This is a genomic window from Paenibacillus sp. Root444D2 (assembly GCF_001426375.1).
Lineage (GTDB): Bacteria > Bacillota > Bacilli > Paenibacillales > NBRC-103111 > Paenibacillus_E.
The window spans coordinates 231,672-257,252 of the sequence record NZ_LMEO01000012.1 but is presented as its reverse complement, the minus strand read 5'-3'; the positions used below and the strand labels follow the sequence as shown (position 1 = coordinate 257,252).

16 protein-coding genes are annotated in these 25,581 nt (G+C 47.1%); 15 read left to right on the top strand and 1 reads right to left on the bottom strand.

The genetic code is table 11. The features are described from left to right. Window positions 1-318: 318 nt before the first annotated feature. From ASD40_RS09865 to ASD40_RS09810, 12 genes are all read left to right on the top strand, one after another. On the top strand, window positions 319-1,206 hold the full coding sequence (locus tag ASD40_RS09865; protein ID WP_057303121.1) for a TolB family protein: 888 nt from the start codon (window positions 319-321) through the stop codon (window positions 1,204-1,206). 57 nt (window positions 1,207-1,263) lie between these two features. Continuing rightward, window positions 1,264-2,247: an aldo/keto reductase gene (locus ASD40_RS09860; protein ID WP_057303120.1), complete on the top strand. Its 984-nt coding sequence runs from the start codon at window positions 1,264-1,266 to the stop codon at window positions 2,245-2,247. 89 nt (window positions 2,248-2,336) lie between these two features. After that, the gene (locus tag ASD40_RS09855; protein ID WP_057303119.1) at window positions 2,337-3,104 is read left to right on the top strand and encodes a glucose 1-dehydrogenase; all 768 of its coding nucleotides are present in this window, start codon (window positions 2,337-2,339) and stop codon (window positions 3,102-3,104) included. Between the two features lie 166 nt (window positions 3,105-3,270). Then, window positions 3,271-4,386 (top strand): citrate synthase/methylcitrate synthase, encoded by a 1,116-nt coding sequence (locus tag ASD40_RS09850; RefSeq protein ID WP_057303118.1) that lies wholly within the window; start codon window positions 3,271-3,273, stop codon window positions 4,384-4,386. Between the two features lie 119 nt (window positions 4,387-4,505). Beyond that, window positions 4,506-4,724, top strand: a complete 219-nt coding sequence (locus ASD40_RS09845) for an ArsR/SmtB family transcription factor (RefSeq protein WP_235549212.1) — start codon at window positions 4,506-4,508, stop codon at window positions 4,722-4,724. Window positions 4,725-4,729: 5 nt separating this feature from the next. Continuing rightward, window positions 4,730-5,212 (top strand): SRPBCC family protein, encoded by a 483-nt coding sequence (locus tag ASD40_RS09840; protein ID WP_057303117.1) that lies wholly within the window; start codon window positions 4,730-4,732, stop codon window positions 5,210-5,212. Window positions 5,213-5,407: 195 nt separating this feature from the next. Then, a complete protein-coding gene (gene addB, locus ASD40_RS09835; RefSeq protein WP_057303116.1) occupies window positions 5,408-8,938 on the top strand; it encodes a helicase-exonuclease AddAB subunit AddB in 3,531 nt (1,176 codons plus the stop codon). 22 nt (window positions 8,939-8,960) lie between these two features. After that, the gene (gene addA / locus ASD40_RS09830; RefSeq protein WP_057303115.1) at window positions 8,961-12,914 is read left to right on the top strand and encodes a helicase-exonuclease AddAB subunit AddA; all 3,954 of its coding nucleotides are present in this window, start codon (window positions 8,961-8,963) and stop codon (window positions 12,912-12,914) included. A gap of 52 nt (window positions 12,915-12,966) precedes the next feature. After that, window positions 12,967-14,145, top strand: coding sequence for an exonuclease SbcCD subunit D (locus ASD40_RS09825; RefSeq protein ID WP_057303114.1), 1,179 nt, complete (start codon window positions 12,967-12,969; stop codon window positions 14,143-14,145). Window positions 14,146-14,227: 82 nt separating this feature from the next. Beyond that, the gene (locus ASD40_RS09820; protein WP_057303113.1) at window positions 14,228-17,716 is read left to right on the top strand and encodes an AAA family ATPase; all 3,489 of its coding nucleotides are present in this window, start codon (window positions 14,228-14,230) and stop codon (window positions 17,714-17,716) included. Between the two features lie 283 nt (window positions 17,717-17,999). Then, entirely contained in the window at window positions 18,000-19,097 is a 1,098-nt protein-coding gene (locus ASD40_RS09815; RefSeq protein WP_235549211.1) for a S1 family peptidase, read from the top strand. A gap of 153 nt (window positions 19,098-19,250) precedes the next feature. Beyond that, a complete protein-coding gene (locus ASD40_RS09810; RefSeq protein WP_057303111.1) occupies window positions 19,251-21,197 on the top strand; it encodes a stalk domain-containing protein in 1,947 nt (648 codons plus the stop codon). A gap of 193 nt (window positions 21,198-21,390) precedes the next feature. Here ASD40_RS09810 and ASD40_RS09805 read toward each other — a convergent pair whose 3' ends face one another. After that, the gene (locus ASD40_RS09805) at window positions 21,391-22,524 is read right to left on the bottom strand and encodes a hypothetical protein (RefSeq protein ID WP_057303110.1); all 1,134 of its coding nucleotides are present in this window, start codon (window positions 22,522-22,524) and stop codon (window positions 21,391-21,393) included. Window positions 22,525-22,747: 223 nt separating this feature from the next. On the opposite strand from ASD40_RS09805, the gene ASD40_RS09800 reads away from it, so the two are divergent. Genes ASD40_RS09800 through ASD40_RS09790 form a run of 3 tightly spaced genes read left to right on the top strand, consistent with a single transcriptional unit; the run spans window position 22,748 to window position 25,519 of the window. Continuing rightward, on the top strand, window positions 22,748-23,773 hold the full coding sequence (locus ASD40_RS09800; protein ID WP_057303109.1) for a LacI family DNA-binding transcriptional regulator: 1,026 nt from the start codon (window positions 22,748-22,750) through the stop codon (window positions 23,771-23,773). 41 nt (window positions 23,774-23,814) lie between these two features. After that, the gene (locus ASD40_RS09795) at window positions 23,815-24,699 is read left to right on the top strand and encodes a carbohydrate ABC transporter permease (protein ID WP_057303108.1); all 885 of its coding nucleotides are present in this window, start codon (window positions 23,815-23,817) and stop codon (window positions 24,697-24,699) included. Further along, window positions 24,689-25,519: a carbohydrate ABC transporter permease gene (locus ASD40_RS09790; protein ID WP_057303107.1), complete on the top strand. Its 831-nt coding sequence runs from the start codon at window positions 24,689-24,691 to the stop codon at window positions 25,517-25,519. The genes ASD40_RS09795 and ASD40_RS09790 overlap by 11 nt, the downstream gene beginning before the upstream one ends. Window positions 25,520-25,581: the final 62 nt, after the last annotated feature.

The following is a 25,581-nucleotide window of genomic DNA, read 5'->3' as shown; positions in this document are numbered from 1 at the left end:
GTTGCCTCAACTTGAATCTAACGATGTAAAACATCGTTGCAGCAATCACAATGCTACCTGAACTTGAATCTAACGATGAAAAACATCGTTGCAGCAATCATAATGCTACCTCAACTTGAATCTAACGATGAAATACATCATTGCAGCAAAAGTGCCTAACCATTTCAGGTTAAGGCCTTTTTGTCTATAACCAAATTTGTATAGGATGGAAAGAAGGTAATAGAGAAGAAACACTTGAATACATACATACCTATTGTAATTTTTCTTAAAGTTGCGATCCCACTTCAAACAATGAAATGGCAAAGGAGCAAACAACAGATGAATACTTTAAAGCAACCTAACAAAATCTTAGGTCGAAATGTAATTAGTACCCTTGAAACTGTGGATATTCAGACTGGCGAACGAAAGGTATTGACCCGATTCAACGGGCTAATCGAAGCGCCTAACTGGACGGCTGACGGTAAGCGGCTCATTTATAACAGCCTAGGTCGCCTCTATTCCTTCGACATTGCCACGCTAGAAAGTACGATTATTGATACGGGATATGCCACGCAATGTAACAACGACCATGTGCTGTCACCAGACAATACTCTCATTGCGGTAAGTCACCATACTCAGGAGGACGGTCATTCGCGCATTTATGTTTTGCCCTTGAATGGCGGCAGTCCGGTCCTCATCACACCAATGGCACCCAGCTATTTGCATGGCTGGTCGCCAGACGGCAGCACATTAGCTTATTGCGCCGAACGGAACGGGCAGTATGATATTTATACCATTCCAGTAACCGGCGGTGTTGAAACGCAACTGACTGATTCTCCCGGTCTTGACGACGGCCCCGAATACTCGCCGGATGGCATGCACATTTGGTTCAACTCAGTCCGTACTGGCCTTATGCAGGTATGGCGAATGAATGCTGACGGCAGTGAACAGACACAAATAACATTTGATGAAAGCAACAGCTGGTTCCCGCATATCTCTCCCAATGGAGAATCCGTAGCCTATATTTCCTACTACAAGGATGATGTCGCCCCTGGAGACCATCCAGCGAATAAGCATGTAGAACTTCGACTGATGTCTAGTGCTGGTGGAGAATTTCGTACGCTGGTTAAGCTGTTTGGGGGGCAGGGTACAATCAACGTCAATCCTTGGTCGCCCGACAGCAGGCATCTGGCTTTTGTTAGCTATCAGCCAAAGGAAACAGATTAGATATGTTGAATAATCTTCACACAAATTGTGAGCAATAACACGAAGGAGGAGAGGCGTATGAGATATCGTCAACTGGGAGACACAGAGCTTCAAGTTAGTGAAGTTAGCTTCGGTACATGGGGAATTGGGGGCGGATGGGGACACTCAAATGATGATGAGGCGCTGAAAGGTCTACATCACGCAATGGATGCGGGGGTAAACTTTTTTGATACGGCCGATGTTTATGGCTCTGGCCATGCGGAGGAGCTTTTAGCTAAAGCCACCAAAGGAAAAGAAGATGACATTTATGTTGCTACGAAGTTTTGCCGCGCCGGCGATATGCACGATCTTAGTACGTATTCCGAGGAATCGGTGCGTCACTATTGTGAGAGCAGCTTGAAAAGATTGAAACGTGAAAGAATCGATCTGTATCAAATTCACTGTCCGCCACTTTCTATTTTGAAGGATGGACATGTGTTCGAAGTACTCGACAAGCTAAAAAGAGAAGGCAAAATCCGCCATTACGGGGTGAGTGTAGAGACGGTTGAGGAAGGCTTATTCTCTATCGGGATTCCTGGCGTGAAGGCGCTTCAAGTTATTTACAACTTGTTCCGCCAAAAACCTGCCGAAGAGTTATTTCCAAAGGCGAAAACAGCGGGCGTAGGAATTCTTGTAAGATTACCCTTGGCAAGCGGGCTACTGACCGGGAAATTTACAGAAACGAGCACATTTGCTGCGGATGACCATCGGAGTTTCAATGCAGACGGTGCCCAGTTCAACGTGGGTGAAACGTTCGCAGGACTGCCCTTCAATAAAGGTGTTGAGCTGGCTAGGGAGCTGGCTTGGATTGCGGAAGGCCGTGGAAATATGGCCCGAGCTTCAATGCGCTGGATTCTGGACAATCCGGACATTACTTGCGTAATTCCAGGGTTTAAAAACGAACGTCAGGTAGAGGATAACCTCGGTACAGTACATGTTCCTTCGTTCACACCAGAGGAGCTGGAACGTATTCAAAACTTTTATCAGGATAAGGTGAAAGATCATATTCGGGGGCCCTATTAATTTCCTCAAAAGTTAAATGCTATCCGATTTTTTGGGCATGGTAAAGTCATGGAAAAAGGCTTAATAACCTACTAGGGAGGAGGTACTCTATGAGGAAAATTGCAGCAATTACTGGAGGAGGTCAAGGTATAGGACGCGCCATTGCCGTGGCTTTTGCTCAGGAAGGATATGGTATCTCAATTGCGGATGTCGATAAAGATGCTGGCTTGGAAACGATTGAGCTTCTGCGTCCATACACGGATGATGCGATGTTCATGAAATTGGACGTATCGAAGGAAGAAGAAGTACAGCACTGGATTGAACTTACGGCTATTGATTTGGGTGGTCTCGATGTTCTGGTTAATAATGCAGCGATTATGCACAATGCTGATGTCTTAGAGCTCACGATACAGCAGTTTCAACGAGTGATTTCCGTTAATTTGGGAGGGGCATTTCTCTGTTCGCAAGCCGCCGCCAGAATCATGAAGCAGAACGGTAAGGGTGGTTCAATCATTAACATAGCATCCACGAGGGCGTTCATGTCAGAACCGAATACGGAGGCATATTCCGCTTCCAAAGGTGGAATTGCTGCATTAACGCACGCTATGGCCGTTAGTTTAGGCGGCTATGGAATACGTGTGAATTCGATATCTCCAGGCTGGATCGAAGTAAGAGAATGGCAGCTCTCTTCTCGGAAGGAAATCGTTGTCCATTCAGAAACAGATCGAAAGCAGCACCCAGTAGGCCGGGTGGGGAAACCGGAGGATATCGCGGCTGCTTGTCTGTATTTATCCAATGAAAAGGCTGGATTCATCACCGGCCAGAATCTAACTATTGACGGTGGGATGACCGTTAAAATGATTTACGAAGAAGAATAGCGGTATCATAAATGAAGTCATATCGATAAATTTATATGATCGATACATTTATTTTATTGAATTTTATTTATCGAGATGAAAGGAAAATCCGATTGGATGAAATTGTCATTACCGACTAAGATGAGAGAAGAACAATTTCACTTCTCATCGAAAGGAAGATGACAGTATGGCATCCGTAACTGGTTTAGAAGGCATTATTGCAGCAGAAACAGAATTGTCCTTGGTGGATGGGGAGAAAGGATATCTTGTATATCGCGGCTATGAGGCTAAGAAGTTAGCCTTGGATAAGAGTTTCGAAGAAGTGGCTTATTTACTCTGGCATGGTGAGCTGCCAACAGAGGAGATACTTGTTCATTTCAGAGCCCAATGGTCGGCGCATCGGCGTTTGCCCGAAACATTGAAAGCGGCTTTAAACTTGCTGCCACTGGAAAGTGATATGATGAGTGTGCTTCGTACAGCGATCTCGTTTCTAGGAACAGAGTCCGTGAAGGAAGCTGCTTGGCCTCCCCAATATGAATCAGTCTTGGCTTACACAGCTTTGCTGCCAACCATTATTGCTTATAAGTATCGACAGTCATTGGGACTTCAGCCCATTGAACCTAATCCAGAGCTGGATCATGTAGCCAATTATTTGTACATGCTAACTGGCACAGAACCGCAGCCTGTACATGTTAAAGTGTTAACGGCTTATTTCATATTAGCTATGGAACATGGAATGAATGCTTCTACGTTTGCAGGACGTGTAGTGCTGTCTACACAATCTGATATTGCTTCAGCTCTCTGTGCATCGATTGGCGCGATGAAAGGGCCGCTTCATGGCGGAGCGCCATCTGAAGTCCTTCATATGCTGGATGAAATAGGAGCCAAAGATCGTGCGGAATCATGGTTGACTGAACAGCTGGAAACAGGTAATCGACTGATGGGTTTTGGACATCGCATTTATAAAACGAGCGACCCTCGAGCGGAAGCGCTAAGGCAAATCATGACGGAATTAGCTTCAGAGGATCCATGGTTCGAACTTGCAATTCACGTTGAAAAGTTGGCCGTCGATTTGTTGGCTGTCTATAAACCTGGACGGAAATTGTATGTGAATGTAGAATTTTATGCAGCGGCTGTTATGCGGGCCATCGCTTTGCCGAAATCTTTATTTACTCCTAGCTTTACAGCTAGCCGTATGGTCGGATGGACGGCTCATTTGTTAGAACAGGCAAGCTGTAATCGCATTTTTCGTCCGCAATCGGTTTATATAGGCGAGATGCCTGCTGCTTTGCAACAGCCATAATATCTAATTAAGTGAGGCAACTAAGCCTTGCTTTTTTTGTGTTGCTCAAACTTGAAACTATATAACTCTATGGTAATATAACCGTGTGGTTATATAATAAAAACAGGACGGTTATTATCATGCGAAATCAGAATAAAGCCATTAACCCAGGCGTATCAAAACATCTTCGCATATTGCGGGAAGCAGGCTTACTGACGATTAGCAAGGATTCACAGAAGCATATTTACCATTTACGTGCAGAACCGTTAGTAGAAATTGATAATTGGCTAGAGCCTTATCGTCAAGTTTGCTCGAACAGGCTGGATGCGATTGAACAGTTTTTAGATGAGGAGGAATAAAGAATATGTTAGCTTCCATACAAAAAGTTGAAGGTGACTATATCGCTCGCTTCGATCGTCCACTCAAACATTCCGTTGAAAAAGTTTGGGCTGCTTTAACGGAGAATGATAAGCTCGCCAGATGGATGTCTAATCTCCAAGTTGAGGATCTTCGCATTGGGGGAAATATCAAATTTGATATGAAGGACGAATCTGGGACATTTATCGATATGAAAATTACAGATTTCAAGCCATACTCCGTCCTGGAATTCGAGTGGGGTAAGGATCGAGTTCGCTTCGAATTATACCCAAAACCGGAAGGCTGTTTACTCGTATTAAATGAGTTTATTAGCGCAATAACCGATCATACACCCAAAGATTTATCTGGTTGGCACATTTGCCTCGATATGATGTACGCTTTATTGGATGGACACCCCATGGACTTTCCAAAAGCTGATTGGGAACAGTGGTATGAAAAGTACAAAATAGCAGTCAGCCGTATAGATTAGAAAAAAATCATATAAGACAAATAAGCTGATCTCTCGGTCCTAATGGCGAGGGAACAGCTTATTTGTTTTTGCGAAAGCCCATCATCTCCCACACCTCTTTTCTACCAAAAGTATGATAGAATAGGAGAGATATGAGAACAAAGAATATGCTTACGAAGCAAGTTTTCCAAGGAAAGCACTAAGGAGGCCCTGTATATGTCCATTCGATTCCTAATCGGCAGAGCTGGAAGTGGCAAAAGCGAACGCTGTCTCACAGAGATGAAGCAGCATTTGGCGGCAGAGCCGGAAGGTCATCCGCTTATTTTACTCGTTCCTGAGCAAGCAACGTTTCAGGCGGAGCATGCGCTTGTCTCTGATCCAAGCATTCGTGGAATGATCCGCGCTCAGGTGTTAAGCTTTCACCGTTTGGCATGGCGTGTCATGCAAGAAGAAGGCGGCACAGCGAGGCTGCCCATTGATGATACAGGCAAGAAATTGCTGCTAACCAGCATTTTACATAAATATAAAGACAAGCTTCACCTATTCGGTCATTCGGCGGAGCAAATGGGTTTCGTAGACCGGCTGAATCAGCTTTTCACAGAAATGAAACGGTATTGTGTAACCGCTAAGCAGCTGGAAGAACACGAGAATAGACGTGTGGTTACGCTCGGAGAGAGCGGGTTGCTGCGCGATAAAATGCATGACATAGGGCTGGTTTATCGGCAATTTGAATCTGAGCTTTCCCGTCAGTATTTGGACGGCGAGGATTATTTAACGCTGTTGGCGGAGCAAATACCGAATTCCGCTTATTTGCGGTCGGCATCGGTATGGATCGATGGTTTTCACGGCTTTACGCCGCAAGAGTTTGCGGTGCTTGGCGCGCTATTCGCTGCATGCAAACAGGTGACCGTTACACTTTGTCTTGATCGTGAGCTGCAGGCTGGAGATACGCCCGATGAGCTGGATTTGTTTCACCCTACAGCGATGACGATGGTGCGGATACAAGATCTTATATGGAAGCTTGGTTTACCGGCAGCTGAAGTTCATCTTATGGCTCCTGAAACTTCGCCGCGCTATGAAGATAGTCCGGCTCTAGGCTATTTAGAGCGGAAGTTTGATCGACGTATAGGCGGCGGTGCTGGGCAATATAAGCCTGCGCCAAACGAGAAATTAAGCGACCAGCTTGTTATTAGAGAGGCTGTCCATCGTCGTGCTGAGGTTGAGGGTGCCGTAAGGGATATGCTGCAACTGGTTCGTGAACAAGGAGTTCGATGGCGGGAAATTGCGGTCATGGTACGGAACATGGAGGGCTATCAGGATTTGTTAAAAGCAGTTTTGACCGATTATGACATTCCTCACTTTTTCGACCAAAAGCGTTCAGTTCTTCATCATCCACTCGTTGAATTCATTCGCTCAGCCTTGGAGGTTGTGCAGCACAATTGGCATTACGATGCCGTATTTCGATGTGTCAAGACGGATCTGCTGCTGCCGATCGAAGCAGCTTCCCAGCGGACGGAGCTGGATAAATTAGAGAATTATGTGCTTGCTTTCGGCATTCAAGGGTACAGATGGACGGACGGCAAGCCATGGACCTTTAAATTCCGAGCTAATTTGGAGCAAACGGACGATGGTGTACAGGAGCAAACGGCAGAGCTGCAGTCCTTAAATACGAGCAAAGCGTGGGTAGTAAGACCGCTCCTTGCCTTTTCGAAACGTTTACAGCAAGCAAGCTCCGTTAAAGATCAGGTTGAAGCGCTATATGAGCTTCTGGTCACTGTTCAGGCTCCTGAGAAATTAGAGGCATGGAGTGAGCAAGCGATCCAAGATGGGAAGCCAGAAAAAGCGCGAGAGCATGGCCAAATGTGGGATAGCGTCATGGATATGCTCGATCAATTGGTGGAGACGATGGGGGAAGACGACTTGAGTCTGGAGCTTTTTAACGGACTAATTGAGACGGGTATGGAGAGCATGAAGCTTGGCTTAGTACCACCCTCGATGGATCAGCTATTGATTGGAAGCATGGATCGGACACGTTCCAGCGGGATTCGATATGCTTACATTTTGGGCGTCAACGATGGTATTATCCCTGCTCAAATGGATGAAAAGGGCGTCCTTACGGAAGCGGAAAGAAGTGTACTGACAGAGTCAGGCTTGCCAATGGCCGATGGCAGTCGACGCAAGCTGCTGGACGAGCAGTTTATTGTGTACACGTCGTTAACCGTGCCAGGTAAAAGGCTTTGGATGAGCTATCCGCTTGCCGATGAGGAAGGGAAATCCCTTCTGCCTTCGGAGCTAATCAAGCAAATGCGTCAGCTTTTTCCGGGAACAGAAGCCCCGCTTTTACTTGCTGAACCAGCAGCTGAATCACCAGAAGGCGAACAGGCGGCTTATATTTCACACCCTATTCAAGCTATCTCCTATTTGGCTGTCCGCATGAAGCATTGGATGCTAGGTGGACGAATGGCTGACCTTTGGTGGGAAACGTACAATTGGTATGCCGAGCAGCCTGCATGGCAGCTGAAGCTGCAATCATTAGTTCAGGCGCTGCAATATACGAATAAAGAGAATGGCCTTAGTTCGAAGACAAGTAAGCTTCTATATGGGCAAAATTTACGTGCAAGTGTTTCGAGAATGGAGAAGTATGTGGCTTGTCCTTTCTCGCATTTCGTGTCCCATGGCTTAAGACTGCAGGAAAGACGGGTTTATCGACTAGATGCTCCGGACATTGGGCAATTGTTTCACGCAGCGCTAAATCAGTTTGTCCAAAAGCTCCAGCAGGATCAGCTCGACTGGGGCTCGCTTACAGCTGAGCAATGCATGGAGCGTTCCGCTCAGGTCGTGGACGAGCTCGCGCCAAGGCTCCAAGGAGAAATTCTGTTAAGTTCAAGCCGTTATGCTTACATAGCAAGAAAACTGAAGCAGGTTGTAGGCAGAGCAGCAGTTGTGCTCGGTGAACATGCCAAGCATGGACAGTTCCAGCCACTGGGGCTGGAGATTGATTTTGGACCTGGCAAAGAATTGCCATCACTGACCTTCGAGTTGGATAATGGCTGCACCATGGAAATTATCGGTCGAATTGACCGAGTGGATCGAGCGGATGGCGAGCAAGGCGTTCTTTTGCGTGTTATTGACTATAAATCGAGTCAAACTTCCTTACAGTTATCTGAGGTGTATTACGGTCTTTCCCTGCAGATGCTGACGTATTTGGATGTTATTATTACGCATGCGGAGCAGTGGTTGGGTATTGCAGCGAGGCCGGCAGGCGTGCTTTATTTCCATGTGCACAATCCGATGCTCCAGCAAAAAAATGCCCTCGACCCCTCTGAAGTGGAGAAGGAGCTGCGCAAACGGTATAAAATGAAAGGCCTAATCACAGCTGATGCGGAAGTAGCCGGTATGATGGACGATGAGCTGGTGAAGAGTGCAGGTCACTCACAGCTTATCCCAGTTGCCTTGAAGAAGGACGGAACCTTCTATTCAACCTCTTCAGTAGCAACGGATGAACAGTGGGATACACTTCGTAAATATGTGCGGAAACAGGTCAAACAGATCGGAACGGGTATCACGGATGGACATGTAGATATTGCTCCGTACCGTTTGGGTAAAAAAACAGCCTGTCTGCATTGTTCGTATAAATCGATTTGTCAATTTGATCCGTTATTTGAAGGCAATGAGGTTCATCAGCTCAAACAACGGGGCAAAGATCAGCTTTGGTCCGATCTGGAGCAAAATGTGAGCCAATCATAGAAGCAGAAAGGAGCGTACATACGTGAATAAACAACAACAGTCTAAGCCACCCGGCAGCACATGGACGGATGATCAATGGGATGCAATTACACTCAAGGGTCAAAACATGCTTGTTGCCGCTGCTGCTGGTTCAGGCAAAACCGCCGTACTCGTCGAGCGGATTATACGCCGGATATCCAATGAGTGGGAGCCGATTGATGTTGACCGTTTGCTGGTCGCGACGTTTACCAAGGCAGCGGCATCTGAGATGAAGCATCGTATTCGTGAAGCACTGGAAAAAGAGTTGATGAAGCAGCCGCATTCGCAGCATTTGCGCAAGCAGCTCGCACTGATGGGACGCGCATCGATTACAACGCTGCATTCCTTCTGTCTGGAAGTTGTTCAACGTTACTTCAGCCTCATTCGGTTAGACCCGGGCTTCCGTATCGCAAACGAGACGGAGGCTGACCTGCTTCGCCAAGACCTGTTAGGCGAAATGCTTGAGCAGTACTACGCCGTGAGCGGAGAGAACAGCGCCTTCTGGCGGCTGGTCGATTCGTTCAGCGGCGAGCGCAACGACGACGCGATCATGCAGCTTATTCAGAAGCTGTATGATGTATCGCGCAGTCATCCGTGGCCGGAGTACTGGCTCAGAGCGACGGCTTCGATGTTTGGACCGCCGGCGCCGCAGGTACCGCAGGACGTGCCGGATGAGGCAGCCTCCGTTATGCAGGAGGCGCTGCCTTACGTTGCCGCAGCGACTGCGCCAGCGGACTATTCGATCTGGGAGCAGAGTCTGATCCGCGACCTGTCTTTAGAGCTGGAAGGAGCCGCTGATCTGCTGCGGCAAGCGCAGCAGATCGCTGAATCGCCTGGAGGTCCAGCCCCGTATTTGGACAATCTGCGAGAAGATCTGCTGCTCGTAAACAATTTGCGTGAAACGACCACCTATCCGTGGTCCGTCTTGTATCTTGGTTTCCAGACTGTCGAGTTTGGCAAGCTCAAAGCATGCAAAGGCGATGACTATGACAAAGAGCTGCAAGAGGAAGTCAAAGAACTGCGCAATAAAGCCAAAGAGCAAATTAACAAAATGAAGGAAGAACTGTTCGGGCGTACACCTGAACAATTCCATCAAGAAATTGCCGAAATGGCTCCTTTGCTTCATACGTTAGTGGATCTGGTTGTTGATTTCGGACAGCGGTATCAAGAAGCTAAGCAAGCTAAGGGTTTGATCGATTTTGCTGATTTGGAGCACTATTGTTTACAAATTCTTAGCGCAGAGGGCTCTATTCCCGGGGAACTGATTCCATCCGAGGCTGCTCAGGCTTATCGCAGACAATTCGTGGAAGTACTTCTGGATGAATACCAGGATACGAACCGCGTACAGGAAGCTATTGTTGAACTAATCTCGAATACGAAGCCTGGCAATCGATTTATGGTAGGCGACGTGAAACAGAGTATATATCGGTTCCGTCTTGCTGAGCCAGGTCTCTTCCTGGAGAAGTATAAGGCGTACCGTTCCAATAAGGATGAAGCGCCAGAAACGTCTGCAGAAGGCGGAAGAATCGATTTGGCGCGTAATTTCCGCAGTCGCATTCAGGTTGTCGATGCGGTCAATTTTCTTTTTAAACAAATGATGAACGAAACTGTTGGTGAAATCGCTTATGATGAGCGCGCAGAACTTGTATACGGAGCGGGCTATCCGCCATCTGCTTCCGACTGTTCGGTAGAAATGCTGATTGTCGATCGTGGGACGGAAGTGCCAGACAAAAGTGAATCGTTCACTGATGATACCGATGATCAAGAATCAGAAGCTTTTGGAGAGGGGGCCGAAGGAGCCTCTGATCCCGTAATAGAAGCGCAAGAACTAGAAACAGCGCAGCTGGAAGCGCGCGCGATTGCCCGCCAAATCCGAGAATTACTTGGTGCTGGAGGACAGGAAGCTTTTCAGGTTTTTGATAAAAGAACGGGCGGGGATCGTCCTGCGACCTATCGCGATATCGTCATTTTGCTGCGGGCGACGCAGGCGTGGTCTCCTGTCATCATTGAAGAACTCAAAAAGCAGGAGATACCGGCCTATGCGGAACTGAGCACCGGATATTTTTCTGCAACAGAAGTAGAAGTGATGCTTTCCTTGTTGAAAGTCATCGACAATCCGTATCAGGATGTGCCATTAGCGGCCATACTGCGTTCACCGGTTGTTCAGCTAACCGCTGAGGATTTAGCGCAAATCAGGGTCGCGGATAAATCAGTGCCTTTTTACGAGTCTGTCTTACAGGTAGTTAAAAGTGCAGAGTCGGATGATAACGAAGTTCTTTTACAAAAGCTGAACCATTTTCTTGGGCTTCTAGAAAAGTGGCGGAATGACGCTAGACAAGGCTCACTTGCCGATTTAATTTGGAGCATCTACAGACAAACGGGTTATTACGATTTCGCCGGGGGACTACCTGGTGGTTTGCAAAGACAAGCAAATTTAAGAGCGTTATACGATCGTGCAAGACAATATGAAAGCACATCTCTACGGGGATTATTCCGCTTCCTGCGTTTTATCGAACGAATGAAAGAGAGTGGCGGAGACCTAGGCACAGCGCGTGCGCTCGGTGAACAAGAAGATGTGGTTCGCATCATGTCCATTCATAAAAGTAAGGGGCTTGAGTTCCCTGTTGTATTCGTGGCAGGAATGGCCAAAATGTTCAATCAACGTGATTTGAATGACGCGTTTTTACTGCATAAAGAGCTCGGCTTTGGACCTCGTTTTGTGGATACGAATTTGCGTGTAAGCTATCCGACACTGCCTTCCTTAGCTATCAAAAGAAGAATGAAGCTAGAGCTGCTTGCAGAGGAAATGCGCGTCTTGTATGTTGCTCTCACAAGGGCGAGAGAAAAGCTGTATTTACTTGGCACTGTGAAATCACTCGATAAGCTGCTGCGTGGGTGGGGCCGTCATCTGTCTAGGACAGATTGGTATTTGCCGGACTTTGAATTGGCGAAGGCAAGGAGCTATCTTGATTGGGTCGGACCTGCCCTGCTTCGTCATCCAGATGCGGCTCTGTGGAGAGAACGCCTGGGCATTAGTGAGGCATCTTCTAGCGTGCGTCTGTTGCAAGATCCTTCAAAATGGAAGTTAACGGTTATCCAGCCCGAGAGCTTACAAATGGAAGAACAGTTGGAAGCTGAAAGTGTGTTACCCGACGCAGAACGAATGTCAGCCGTTCATCAAAGTCATTCTGTACCTACGGCGGGTAGATGGAAGGATTGGTTGGAGGATCGGCTCTCGTGGACATACGAATATCCGGATGCGCCAAAGCATTTTGCTAAGACCACAGTATCGGAAATGAAGCGTTTGTCTGAACGGAATCGAATAGCGGGAGAAATGGAATTCCCGACTGGAGCAGAAGCTGCTGCTTTGTATGAATCGCAGGTGAAGCCAAAGACTGCTGTATGGCGCAGGCCTCGATTCATGGAAGAGAAAAAGCTAACTGCAGCTGAAAAGGGGACCGTTGTCCATGCTGTTATGCAAAATCTATCTCTGCAGGAATCGCCAACGGTATCAAGCATCCAGGCAACTCTTGAGGAGATGCTGAATAAACAAACGCTTACTCAGGAGCAATGTGATGTTGTAGATATTCCGGTTGTATTGAAGTTTTTCGAAACAGAAGTTGGTAAAAGAATGGTACAAGCTGCGAACGTGCAGCGTGAGGTGCCCTTTAGCTACGGACTGCCCGCGGATGAGGTTTACATGGGTACTGACCGCTCCACGATAGGTGAGACCGTGTTAATTCAAGGGGTTATCGATTGTTTATTCGAAGACGAGCTAGGACTCGTGTTAGTTGATTATAAAACGGATGCGGTAAAGGGAAACAGTGACGCAGAGCTGATGGTGCGTTATGAGAAGCAAATAACACTGTATACCCGAGCCGTGGAACATATTTGGAAGCGTCCTGTGATAGGGAAGTTCTTGTATTTCTTTGACGGGGCGAAATTGTTGGAGATGTAAAAGGTGATAGATAGATACGGAGCATATGAAATGTTTAGAAAGGAGTTGAGTTATGCGAATTCTACACACAGCCGATTGGCACTTTGGACGTACACTTGAAGGACGCAGCCGGTTAGAGGAACAGACGGCTTTCATGGATGAGCTTGTGCAGATTGTTCAAGATCAAGCCATCGATTTAGTTCTGATCGCAGGAGATATCTATGACAGCGTAAATCCTCCCGCTGCTGCTGAACAGCTTTTCTATGAAGGCATTGCCAGATTGGCTGATGGCGGTAAGCGCCAAGTGGCCATAATCTCCGGCAACCATGATCATCCGGATCGGCTTGCAGCATCAGGTCCGCTTGCGGCTAAACAAGGGATCACGATTATTGGCTTACCGGCCCCTGACATTCAGTCGATTGGTATTGCAAGAACAGGTGAGCTGGCACGTCTGATTGCGCTGCCGTACCCGTCGGAATCACGACTCAAGGAGCTGCTTTCGGATGTTGCCGAGGAGGAAGTACTACGCAGCAAATATTCCGAACGCGTGGGTGCACTTATTCGTAAACAAGCGGCTTCTTTTGAAGTCGGCACAGTGAATCTGATCATGAGCCATTTGTATGTTCTTGGCGGTCATGAAACTGAATCGGAACGTCCCATCCAAGTAGGGGGCGCCTATACGGTAGATACGAATGCTCTGACGGCAGGAGCGCAATATGTTGCGCTTGGCCATTTGCATAGACCGCAAAATGTGAAAGCAGCGTCTCCTATCCGTTACTGCGGTTCCCCTATCGCCTACAGCTTCTCGGAAGCAGGCCAAGCGAAGTCGGTCACAGTACTCGATCTAGCTCCGGGACAAGCTGCAGAGCCTAAGGAAATATTTCTTACTTCGGGCCGCCCTCTTGTGAGTTGGAAAGCCAAAGAAGGAATTGGGCAAGTACATCAATGGCTGGATGAACAACGCGATGCTTCTGCCTGGATCGATTTGGAAGTCACAATGACAGAAGCCATGTCTATCGAACAGATTCAATCGCTGCGCAAAGCATACGAAGGCTTTATACATATTCGGCCAATTTACCCGGAGATGGAGGCTGTTCGAGCCGTGGTATCCAGATCTGATCTGTCGATGGAGGAGCACTTCACGCGTTTCTACTCTCGTCAAACAGGCGGCGCTCAGCCTGAACCAGAATTGGTTCGGTTATTTTTGGAGCTGCTGCAGGAGAAGGATTTGGCGGATGCTGCTGGGGAATAAGACTGATTTTGATGTTAACAAAGAAAAAAACAGATGGAACATATAACAAGCTCTAGTGCTTTTATGAAAGGAGGACAAGCGTATGCGTCCAATTCAGTTGCAAATGTCCGGACTTCAGAGTTATCGAGAAATGCAGACGATCGATTTTAGCCAATTAGTGGATGCGGGCGTGTTTGGCATATTTGGGCCAACGGGCAGTGGGAAATCATCCATTCTTGATGCGATCACGCTATCGTTATATGGCAAAGTGGAAAGAGCAAGCGGTGGCACGCAAGCGATTATGAATCATGCGGAGCAGACGCTGTTCGTTTCTTTTACGTTTGAGCTGACGAATGCGGCTGGCACTGAGCGTTATCGTGTCGAGAGGCAATTCAAGCGCGGAGCGGAGATGTCCATAAACGGGACCATTACTCGGCTTTTACATATCAAAGGGACTGAGACCATTGTACTTGCGGATAAAGCGGGTGAGGTGAATCAGCAGGTACAGCATATTCTGGGTTTGTCTATGCAGGACTTTACGAGAGCTGTCGTGCTCCCGCAAGGGAAATTTGCAGAATTTCTGACGTTGACCGGCAAGGATCGCAGGCAAATGCTGCAGAGGCTATTTCACCTTGAACAGTATGGGGATCATTTGAGCGCGAAGGTTAGTTCCAAAGTGAAAGAAACGGACAGCACAGTAAAGCAGCTCGCTGCAGAGCAGCAGGGGCTTGGTGATGCTTCAGAGAGAGCGCTAGAAGAGGCCAATGCCAAACTTCTGGAAGCAGAACAAGAGGCGGTTCGAAGTCGTCATCATTTGGAGCAGCAGGAAAAGTCTTATGACGAGCATAAGCAGGTGTTTCAGTGGCAGATGGAGAAAAAAACGCTGGAACAAGAAAAGCAAAAGCAGCAGGAACAAGAGCCGTTAATCCTCGAGAAGGAGCTCCTTCTTCAAAAAGCAGAGCAGGCTGAAAAGGTGAGGCCCTATCTGGAACAGCATGTTTTGGCTTCCGAAGATGTGTTGACAGGGAAGACGCAGCTTGAGATTGCAGAAGCTTCAAAGCAGACAGCTGAAACATCGTATCAGCAAGCTGTTCACAAATTTGAACATGCGCAGCAAGAGCTGGCTTTACAGGAAGGGCCGCTTTTATTGCGGTTGGACCAACTGCAGCAGGCTCTAGTCATTCAGCAAGAGCTTGAACAAGTTCAAAGTCAAATTCAAATCACTCAGAATCAAGAAGCTGAAATCAAGGCAACTTTAACGCATTTGCAGGCTGAAGTGAGTAAAAACATAGAAACAAAACAAAAAGCAATCCTTAAACAAACTGAGCTTAAAGAGCAGCTGAAAATGGTGGAAACCACATCTGTATCCAGACAACTATTACAATCTGCTTCTCAAGAAAAGAAGGCAATTGAACAACTCCAAGCCCAAGAGCTTGAAGCTAAGAAGGCCAGAGAAGAAAAAGCTGGCGCTTACTTGGTAGTGGAACAAAGTCAATTGCAGTTGGCAGCCAAGCGGCAAGCCTGTCAGGTTAAATTGTCAGGATGGCTGAAGGAGTTGCAGGAAACGGGTAGTGTGGTTAACTTGCAAAGTGCAGCATTCACCAAGTTCGTACCTGTTTTACAAACTTACAAAGAGAGGCAGAAGTTGAGTTGGAAAATGCAAGAGCGTCATGCTTTGGCAGCGATTCTTGCCAGTGAGCTTGCGGATGGGGAACACTGCCCTGTATGTGGTGCGACAGAACATCCATTAAAGCTGCATAGGGGAGTGCCCGTTGAAACTGCCTATGATCTGGGGGCAAATGAAGAGCTGATTCGACAAGTAGAAGAGCTAATTCAGCATGCAAAAGAGCGTCAATTCACGGGACAGCAGCTGCTGCGCAGATTGGCTGCAGTGCATCGGCAGTCCGTTGATTTGGCGGTGGTTTTAGCTGCATCCGGTCAGGAACAAGCTGAATTGACCAGTGAACAATCCTCTATGGCTTGGGGTGAGGCAGCTGTTGGGAAAGAAGAAGAAGCTAATGCCAATCTTGGGGAGCTTCATGAAGATATAAGTTTTGAGGCTTTGCATGAGGAATGGAAAGTTATGGAGGCAAGCCTGTCTACCTGTATTTCCCAGTCTGAAGAACTTGAGCATTCTTTCCAAAGTATGCAGAAAGAGCATGCGCTTCTCGCACAACAATTCGTGCAAGCAGATGCTCAGATGCAAGCGGCTGTGAGCTTGTTATCAGAATCGGATAGCAGGTTAGCTTCAATAACAACAACGCTAGGTGAGCAATTAAAAGGTTGGCAGGAGCGTTATGCGGAACTTTCTTGGATAGACGTAGACCAGCAGCTTGAACTGCTTCTTGCCAATGAGCGATTAGCCGAGGAGCTCCGCGGCCGAATTGAGAAGAGCATCCCGTTTCTTGACGAGCTAAACGGGAAGATCGACGAGCTCCAGCGCGCCGCACTGGAGCAGGATCGTACTGCCCTGCAGCTGCATGAACGGCTGCAGGGCTTGGCGCAGCTCGCCGCTGACAAGTCGCGGCAGCTCGCTTTGCGCGCGCCCGGCGCGGCTGTGCCGCAGCTCATCGCGGAGGCGACCTCCGCGCTAGAGCAGCTGCGGCAGCTCGCGCAGATGACCAAGCTCGCGCACGCTGCTGCGCAGCGCGAGCAGCTCCTGGCGGCGCAGCGCTACAGCGCCGCCGCCGAAGCCGCCGCCGCCGCCGCGCGGCAGCTGGCGCAGACCGAGCGCGCGCTGCACGGCGCGCTCACGGATAACGGCTTCGCGACGCGCGAAGCCGCAGAAGCCGCGGCGCTGGCGCCCGAGCAGCGCCGCCAGTGGGCGCAGCTCGCGGCGGAGCACCGCGAGCGCGAGCAGGCGCTGCGCGCCCAGCTGGCGCAGCTGGCAGCGAAGCTGCAGGGCCGCGTGCTGAGCGCGGACGAGTGGGCGCAGTCGCAGGCGCAGCTGAGCGCCGCGAAAGCGGCCGCCGAGGCCGCGCTCGAGACGCGGGCAAAGGCGGCGCAAGGCGCGAGCGAGCTCGCTACGCGGCATGCGCGGTGGTGCGAGCTTGAGGCGCGTCGTGCCGAACAGGCAACGCAGCTGGAACGGCTTGGCAAGCTGCAAGCCGTCCTTAAGGCCAATGCCTTCGTCGAATACCTCGCCGAAGAGCAGCTCATGCAAGTTAGCCGCGCTGCTTCAGAGCGGCTAGGTGAATTAACGCGTCGACGCTACGCGATTGAGGTCGACTCCGGAGGAGGCTTCGTCATCCGTGATGATGCCAACGGCGGGGTAAAACGCCCAGTAAGCACCCTGTCGGGCGGTGAAACGTTCCTTACCTCGCTGGCGTTAGCGCTCGCGCTTTCGGCACAGATCCAGCTGAAGGGGGAATACCCGCTGGAATTCTTCTTCCTCGATGAGGGCTTCGGTACGCTTGACCAAGAGCTGCTGGACATGGTCATTGGTGCGCTAGAGAAGCTTCATATGGATAGTCTAGCCGTGGGCGTCATTTCCCACGTTCCAGAGCTCCGTGCTCGTCTAGCTCGTAAATTAATCGTCCTTCCAGCAGAGCCATCTGGGCGCGGGAGTCGCATTGTCGTTGAGGAACTGTAGCTTCTTCTTGTATACTGCTCAGAATTTACTTAGGAAGGTGAACATTTGTTAACTACATGTCCTATTAACTTCCGAGATTATAAAGCATGAAGTGACAAATGAATCATAAGCCATAGAGAATCTAGTATTTTATTCACAAATTAATATCCCTATCCAAGGCTAACGACGCTCCACTTCGTTAGCCTTTTTTTACATCCTCCAAATCATCTTTAGGTGAAGTCATCAAACCGACTCGTACAAGTTGGCATACACTGCAACATCTTTAAGGAAGAGGAGAATGAGAATGGCTACATTTCATGAGGCGCTAAAACACAAGAACAGAATTTCCCCCGTTTTACTAAAAAGATCCGAGGTCATGGCAGTGGGTGTTGGCTATGCTGATCCCAGTAAACCGTCACTCGGAGCAGGCGTTATTGTTTACACGCATCAAAAAACCGTCCCCTCCAGTTTGAGCAGCCTTAAAGGAATGGTTGCTAAAGCAGGCAAGGCAGTTCCCGTTCGGTTTGTCCCTTCAGGGAAGTTTAAAACGAGTGTCTCATCTTCTAAACCAAAAGCCATCCGGCCAACATTGTTTCGCAATAGAATTCGTCCTGTCCCCGGGGGAGTAAGTATTGGTAAACCGGATCCATTCTCCACAGGAACAGCAGGCGTCATAGTGATTAAAAACAACCAGCTTTATATTCTGAGCAACAACCATGTTCTCATTAAAAACAACTCCACAGCCTTCTCAGCAACTGTGCAACCAGGGCCAGCGGATGCAGCGATTGCCGGTAATACCATAGGGAGAGCCTTTCAATTCGTGAGATTGCGTCCGGGTGAAGTCAATTTCCAAGATTCAGCGATAGCTCTGCCGTTTTCTAATAGTTTATTGAATCCAAGATACTTAGTCAGTGCATCGGGGCAGCTCGTTACAGTTCCTGGTCACTTGTTAAGCTACCCTGTCGGTCTTCAAGTGTTTAAATCGGGTCGTACAACTGGGTTTGTCAGAGGAACAGTAGAAGCCAATAATGTGGATGTACGTGTTTCTTATGGAGGAACTTTAGGGACATTATTGTTCCGAAATCAATCGGTTATTCGTGGGAATACGGGTGCTGTTTCGCTCCCTGGTGATTCCGGTTCTGTATGGCTTCGCGCATCGGATCGCTTCGCAGCGGCGCTCAATTTCGCAGGTACAGCGGATGGCCTCCGTTCGATTAGTAATCCAATTGGTACAGTAATGTCCACGTACGGGTTACGCATTGCCATTCCGGCAGCAGGCGGAACTTTTAAAGCAGGCGCGATTAAAGGGATTGCTCCGCGAGGTAACTATTCCTACGTTCAGCAATTAACAGATGAACAACGTAAACGCACTCGCGCTGTACTAGTTAAATCCTCTAAGTAAATACTATCATTTCATCCAAAAACCAATGGGCCCAGTCACATTGGTTTTTTGCTTTTTTATTTATTTTTCGACAAAATGCTACTTTATTCCATTCAAAACGTATTAGTTATGGACATAAAAACTTACAACAGGGTCGAAGGGAGTCATCTTATCTTGAAAATCACTAAAAAAAGAATCGGAATTATGACGTTGGCTGTAGGAATTATCGTAGCTAGTCTAGCAAGTGCGCCGGCGCCTGCTCGTGCAGACATCGTATGGGATCACTGGCAGAAAGCAGAATCACTTCGTGCAAGTGGGAATAAAGATGAGGCTGTGCCGCATTGGAAATTCCTGGCTAATCACTACGCGAGCACGGGAGAATGGGAGAATGCAGCTTTATTCAATGGAAACTTGGCCGCCTATTACGATACAATCGGTGATTACGATCAAGCGATTAGCTTTTACGAATCCGAAAATGAATATTGGGTAAAAGCCGGGAAAGATTGGGGGGCTGTAAAGCTGCAGCGTGCCGATCAAATTCGAACAACGATTGAATTGTATAGACAGGATCGTAATGAGACGACGGTACAACAATTAGCCCTGCCTAAGAACAGTCAATTGGCCAAGTTTGAACCTACATATGGCACTTATCTGGGGGTGTACTCCGAACAGGATCCCAAGGTAGGTAATATTTTTACGAAAATGGAAACGGTTTATGGTAAAAAGCACGCGATTTATTTGGCCTATGCACACTGGGGTCAAGAATTCCCTGCTATGTATGCGAAGAGAGCTAAAGATGCAGGTGGCGCTTTGCAAATTGCATGGGAACCTGACGATGGCCTAGATCCGGTTACAGACGGCACCTATTTGCGTAAATGGGCACAAGATGCCAAAGCGGCAGGGATCCCGATCTTCTTGCGTTTTGCTGGGGAAATGAATGGAGCTTGGGTCAAATGGCACGGAAACCCTGCCCAATATATTGCTAAATTCCGTATGCTGCACGATGTATTCGCTGCTGAAGCACCGAATGTCGCGATGGTTTGGAGTCCTGGCGATGTACCAGCGAATGATATTGACCCTTATTATCCGGGGGATGCTTATGTAGATTGGGTTGGAGTTAGCTTATATATTGAGCCTTATGAAAATGGGGATCCGTCTCTTCCTTCTATGATTTCTACGAGCAGTGTAGAGAGGTTAACGAGGCTTTACAACACCTATGCGGACCGTAAACCGTTAATGTTAAGTGAAACAGGAGTCCCGCATTACGCGCACTCGGCAGGCGAGGATTTCACGGAATGGGCGAAGCTTAATCTGCAGCGTTTATATGAGATTATGCCTTATAAATATCCAAGATTGAAGGCTATCACTTACTTTAATGTCGATCAAAAGATGGAGAACGCGAAAAACGACTATTCACTTTCGACTTCGTCTGAGATCCAAAATTACTACAGCAAGTTAATTGCTAATCCTTATTTGCTTTCCAAGGTAACAGACGCAGCTAAACCTACTGATCGTGTGGGCTATTTACCCGTAGATGCGAATCATCAAGCTTTTACGAAACAAACCAAGTTAATTCCCTTTGTCAAAATACCTGACGTTTACATTGGCAAAGTAGAGTATATCTTAAACGGACAAGTAATTGCTTCTCAAACAGATCTGCCTTACGGTCTGGAGCTGCGAGCCGGGGATGTTCCGGAGGGTTCCGTCATTCAGATCAGGGTTTATAATAAAGCTGGTAAACAAACAGCCTTGCGTACCTTCGGTTTATCTTCACAAGTATCTGTTGAAATTGATGGGAAAGAGCAGAAATTTGAGCAGGCACCTGTCATTGTAAAAGGATCAACATTCACGCCGCTGCGTGCGATATTCGAAGCGATGGGTGCAACGGTGGATTATGAGGCCGCTACTAGAACAGTTACAGCCAAAAAGGGAAGTACAACGTTACGCCTAACTCTTGATCAGAAAACGGTGTATGTGAACGGCCAAGCTGTTCAATTAGATGAGCCAGCTCAGCTGGTGAACGGTTATACACTTGCGCCTGCTCGCTTCGTCGGGGAAACCTTTGGCGGCAAAGTCGCTTGGGATGGCACAAGCAGAACGGTTACCATAACAACTAAATAGAAGAATGACTTCATGAAAAGAAGCTGTTCTATCGCCTGATAAGATGGTCAGAGCGTTGGAGCAGCTTTTTTCCTATAAAGTAGACGATAGTATCAGTCATTGATGTACTTTATACAACATACGTCTTGGATGTAAGTCGCTTGGCATCAGCCTTGACAAACACGCTTGTCAAGGAAGGAATAAGCCATTTTCTTCATATAAGTTTCATCGCATATTGATGGATTTTCCAAGCCCCATTTACACGTTTTAGAACATAAGTGAACTGAGCATCATGGGTGCCTGATAGGATGTATAAAGCCGTATAACTTAATGTCTCTGAATCTTCAAGTTTGAGCTCCTGATTTTTAATTTCTTTGACTTCACCAAATGGTTTAAGATCAAGTGAACTGCTGGAAAGAAGATGGTGAATTCCTGATTGGGGTGCGTGTATAGCAAGTATTTCTTTGGCTTTGGTTTCGGTGAAAGACTGCATAAGCCACTCTTGAAGTTGATCTTTTTGTGCAGGGCTAATTCGTTTGAAATGAAAGGAACCTAAGCTTTTGGTGAATTGATTGTTAACTTGCTTGAACCAATCTTGCATGAGTTTAAGTGATACAGCATCCGTCTCTTTGCCAGCATCCAAAGCGAGTGGAGACAAAGGGAAAGTTTGAAGTGTGTTATTAAATTCAGTTTGTACGATTTCCGTGGCAGGGGGAGGCGTAGTTTCCACCTTTTTAATATGGCTAACCTCCGCGACATCGGAAACTCCTTCGAGGATATCAGCGTAAACCGAAAAGTATTTATGGATGACGATTGTTGCACGGCCCGTAGAACCAGGAATCCCGAATCTACTCTGATCTTCGGACTTAGGTATATGCAGAATCATTCTGTTGGAATGTCCTTTAAAAACTAGAGGTTGAGGTAATCCAAAGGAGGATTTCTCATCTGCAATAAACACTATTTGATTGCTATTGTAATCTGCATCCTCGTAGTTAACCATAAACGAACCGGATATTATTGCCTCACTTTCCATGGTGTAGGCAACAGATCCTTTACCGTAAGTTTCTTGCTGCTTATCCGTGATTTTCCACGCGGCTACTTGATCTCCGATACGAACAGATGCAGGATCATACCAACGCATCGTTGGTTTTAAGTCGATTGGAACAACTGGGGTTGGCGAGCTTGAAGGAACAGGATCTGAGTTTGTTGGCATCGTTGTACTTGGAAGGATAGCTGCAGGATTCGATGGTTTAGGGGGAGGCTGCAGCGTTATGTTCAAAACAAGCAGGAGAATTGCAATTGCAATGATGATCCCCGCGTATATCTTCAATCTTCGCTTAACTTTCATACGAAAAGCACCCCCAACAGATGTTCATTGACTATTGATTAGACGGCTGACGCTGCATGAAGTTGCACGGAATTCGCCCATTTCAAATAGACATTAAAAATAATTTAGTTAAACGCGTAACTGATAAATCAATTTAATGGTAAAAAGATAGCGCTATCATATTGTAATATCAACTATTGTGTCTTATAATCTAGTTAAACGTGTAACTAAGAAGGGTAGAGGAATGAAGAAACCAACAATTAAAGATGTGGCCAAAGTCGCAGGTGTTTCAGCAGCCGCAGTGTCCTATGCATTAAATGGCAGAACGGATAAAGTCTCCAATGAGACGATCGAGCGCATTAAGAAAATAATTGAAACCTTAAACTACATACCGGATTTCTCGGCGAGAAGTTTAGTCAAAAACCAATCCAAGTTGATTGGCATCGTGATTCCACAGACAGAATCCCATAAACAGCTTATACTTGAAAACCCTTTCTACAGCGAAATGATAAGCGGTATTGAGGGCAAGCTTCGCGAGTATGGGTACCACCTCTTGTTATCTGGCGTTAACCAAGGGGAAAGTTATCTGGATTTATCCGTTCAGCGTAATCTGGATGGCGCCATAATGATGGGTATTTATCCGGAACAGTTTTATGACGGTTTTAAGAAGATTAATATCCCGATTGTTCTGATCGATAGTTACATTAACGACAGTTACTTCAAGCGAATCGGTATTGATGACGAATACGGTGGATATTTGGCTACCAAATATCTGATTGATAAGGGTCACTCCAACATTGGACTTGTGACTGGAGCGATTCGTAAAGACGGTGTTGTTGAGAAACGTTTCCTCGGGTACAAACGTGCGATTCGTGAAGCGAATTTCTTTTATAACCCGGACTATGTGTTTGAAGAATCCATGAGTTATGAGCATGGTGTGGCTGCAGGTCAGCTCATCGCTAACAAGTTTCCTGAAATCACAGCAGTATTTGCTACAGGGGATATGGTTGCATTCGGAGCGATTCGGAGCTTGATGGACATGGGTAAAAAAGTTCCGGAAGACATCTCTGTTATTGGCTTTGATGATATCACGATGTCGAAGATGTTTATCCCGCCATTAACAACAATCCGGCAAAATATAACTGAAAAAGGCGCTATAGCGGCCGAGCATCTCATCAACATGATTCAAGGCGGCGTGGAGCAAGAAGCGAATGAAATTATGCTGCCGCTAACGATTGTGGAGAGAGCAACAGTTAGAGCCAAGGAATAATTAGTATTAATTATTATCTGGAACCGGAAAAGGAGAACGTCATGGTCGGACAAAAGAGATTTTCCAAAGCAGTTGTCATTATCGGATTTTTATTACCAAGTTTAGCGGGTTTGTTTCTATTCCAACTCATTCCGATGCTCTCCTCCGCGGTCATCTCTTTTACGAATTGGGATTTGTTAACCCCGGCGAAGTTCGTTGGGGTGGATAATTACACCGAAGCTTTGCGGGATGAGAAAACGCTTACATCATTAATGAACATTCTTCAGTACATCCTTGGTTATTTGCCATCTGTTCTTGCTTTTGGTTTATTGTTCGCCGTTTTATTAAATAGGAAGCTAAGGGGTATTAAGCTTTATCGAATTTTCATCTTTGTACCCGTCATCACATCGTGGGTAGCTGTTTCCATCGTATGGCGCTGGCTGCTGAATGGACAGAGCGGACTCATTAACTACCTGTTATCATTAATCGGAATACAAGGACCTGTATGGCTGCAGGACTTTGTATGGGCAATGCCCTCAATTATCGCGGTAAGTGTATGGAAGGATATCGGCTATGTGACCGTCATTCTTCTTGCGGGGCTGCAGGATATTTCGGAGGATTATTATGAAGCAGCGACGATTGATGGCGCAGGTGGATTTCAGCAGTTTTTTCGTGTAACGCTACCGCTGCTCACGCCTAGTATTTTTTTCGTACTTGTCATATCACTCATCAATGGCTTTCAGCTCTTTGATCAGGTGCTAGTTATGACAGGCGGCGGTCCGGCAGGGCAAACGAGCACGCTTGTGCAGCAAATTTATGGGAATGCTTTTCAAAGCTATAAAATGGGCTTTGCCTCTGCGCAGTCATGGATCTTATTCGTCATTATTTTCGCCGTCACCATCGTTCAGCAGCAGCTTCAGAAAAGGTGGGTTACCTATGACAGATAAATATATGCCGTATCGGAACTTGCTTTCACATCTCATTTTGATAGTGGCGGCTGTCGTTCTCATGTTTCCTTTCGTCTGGATGCTGTCGGGTTCCTTTAAGGATAACTTGGAAGTCGTCAGAATGCCGCCTAATTTAATTCCCGATACGTTTAAATTCAGCAACTACGTTGAGATAACGAAATACTTTCCGATCTATCGCTTTTTGGGCAACAGTGTTGGCGTTTCTTTAGTGACGACGGCATCGCAGATCGTTGTATGTGCGATGGCTGCATTTGTTTTTGCTAAAATACCTTTCCGAGGCAGGGAAACACTATTCGTTCTCTATTTGATCACGATGATGATTCCTATGCAGGTGACGATGACGCCACTCTTTATCGTATTTCAAAAACTGCATTTGACGAATACATATCTCGGACTCATTTTGCCAGGAATCTTCAGTGCTTACGGGACTTTCCTGCTTCGACAACACATCATGACCATTCCTGATCCGTTGATTGAGGCGGCGAGAATGGACGGAGCTTCTTATTTGAGGGTGTTTGTGAGTATCATTCTTCCGCTTAGCAAACCAGCTCTTGCAACGCTAGCCATTTTTGCTTTCATGGCTTCGTGGAACAATTTTTTATGGCCGCTTATTATTACGAGCGATAAGGAGTTGATGACACTTCCGATTGGACTAAGCAAGCTGCAGGGCAGATGGGCGACGGAGTGGAACATTTTGATGGCGGGGAATGTGATCAGCTTTGTACCGATTTTCATTGTGTTTTTGTTCGCATCGAAATACTTCATTAAGGGAATGACCATGAGTGGCGTTAAAGGATAATGAGAGGGGTGATGGAAGTCGTTTGAGACGTAAGTGTTGAAATGAAAAGACAATGGTGAGTT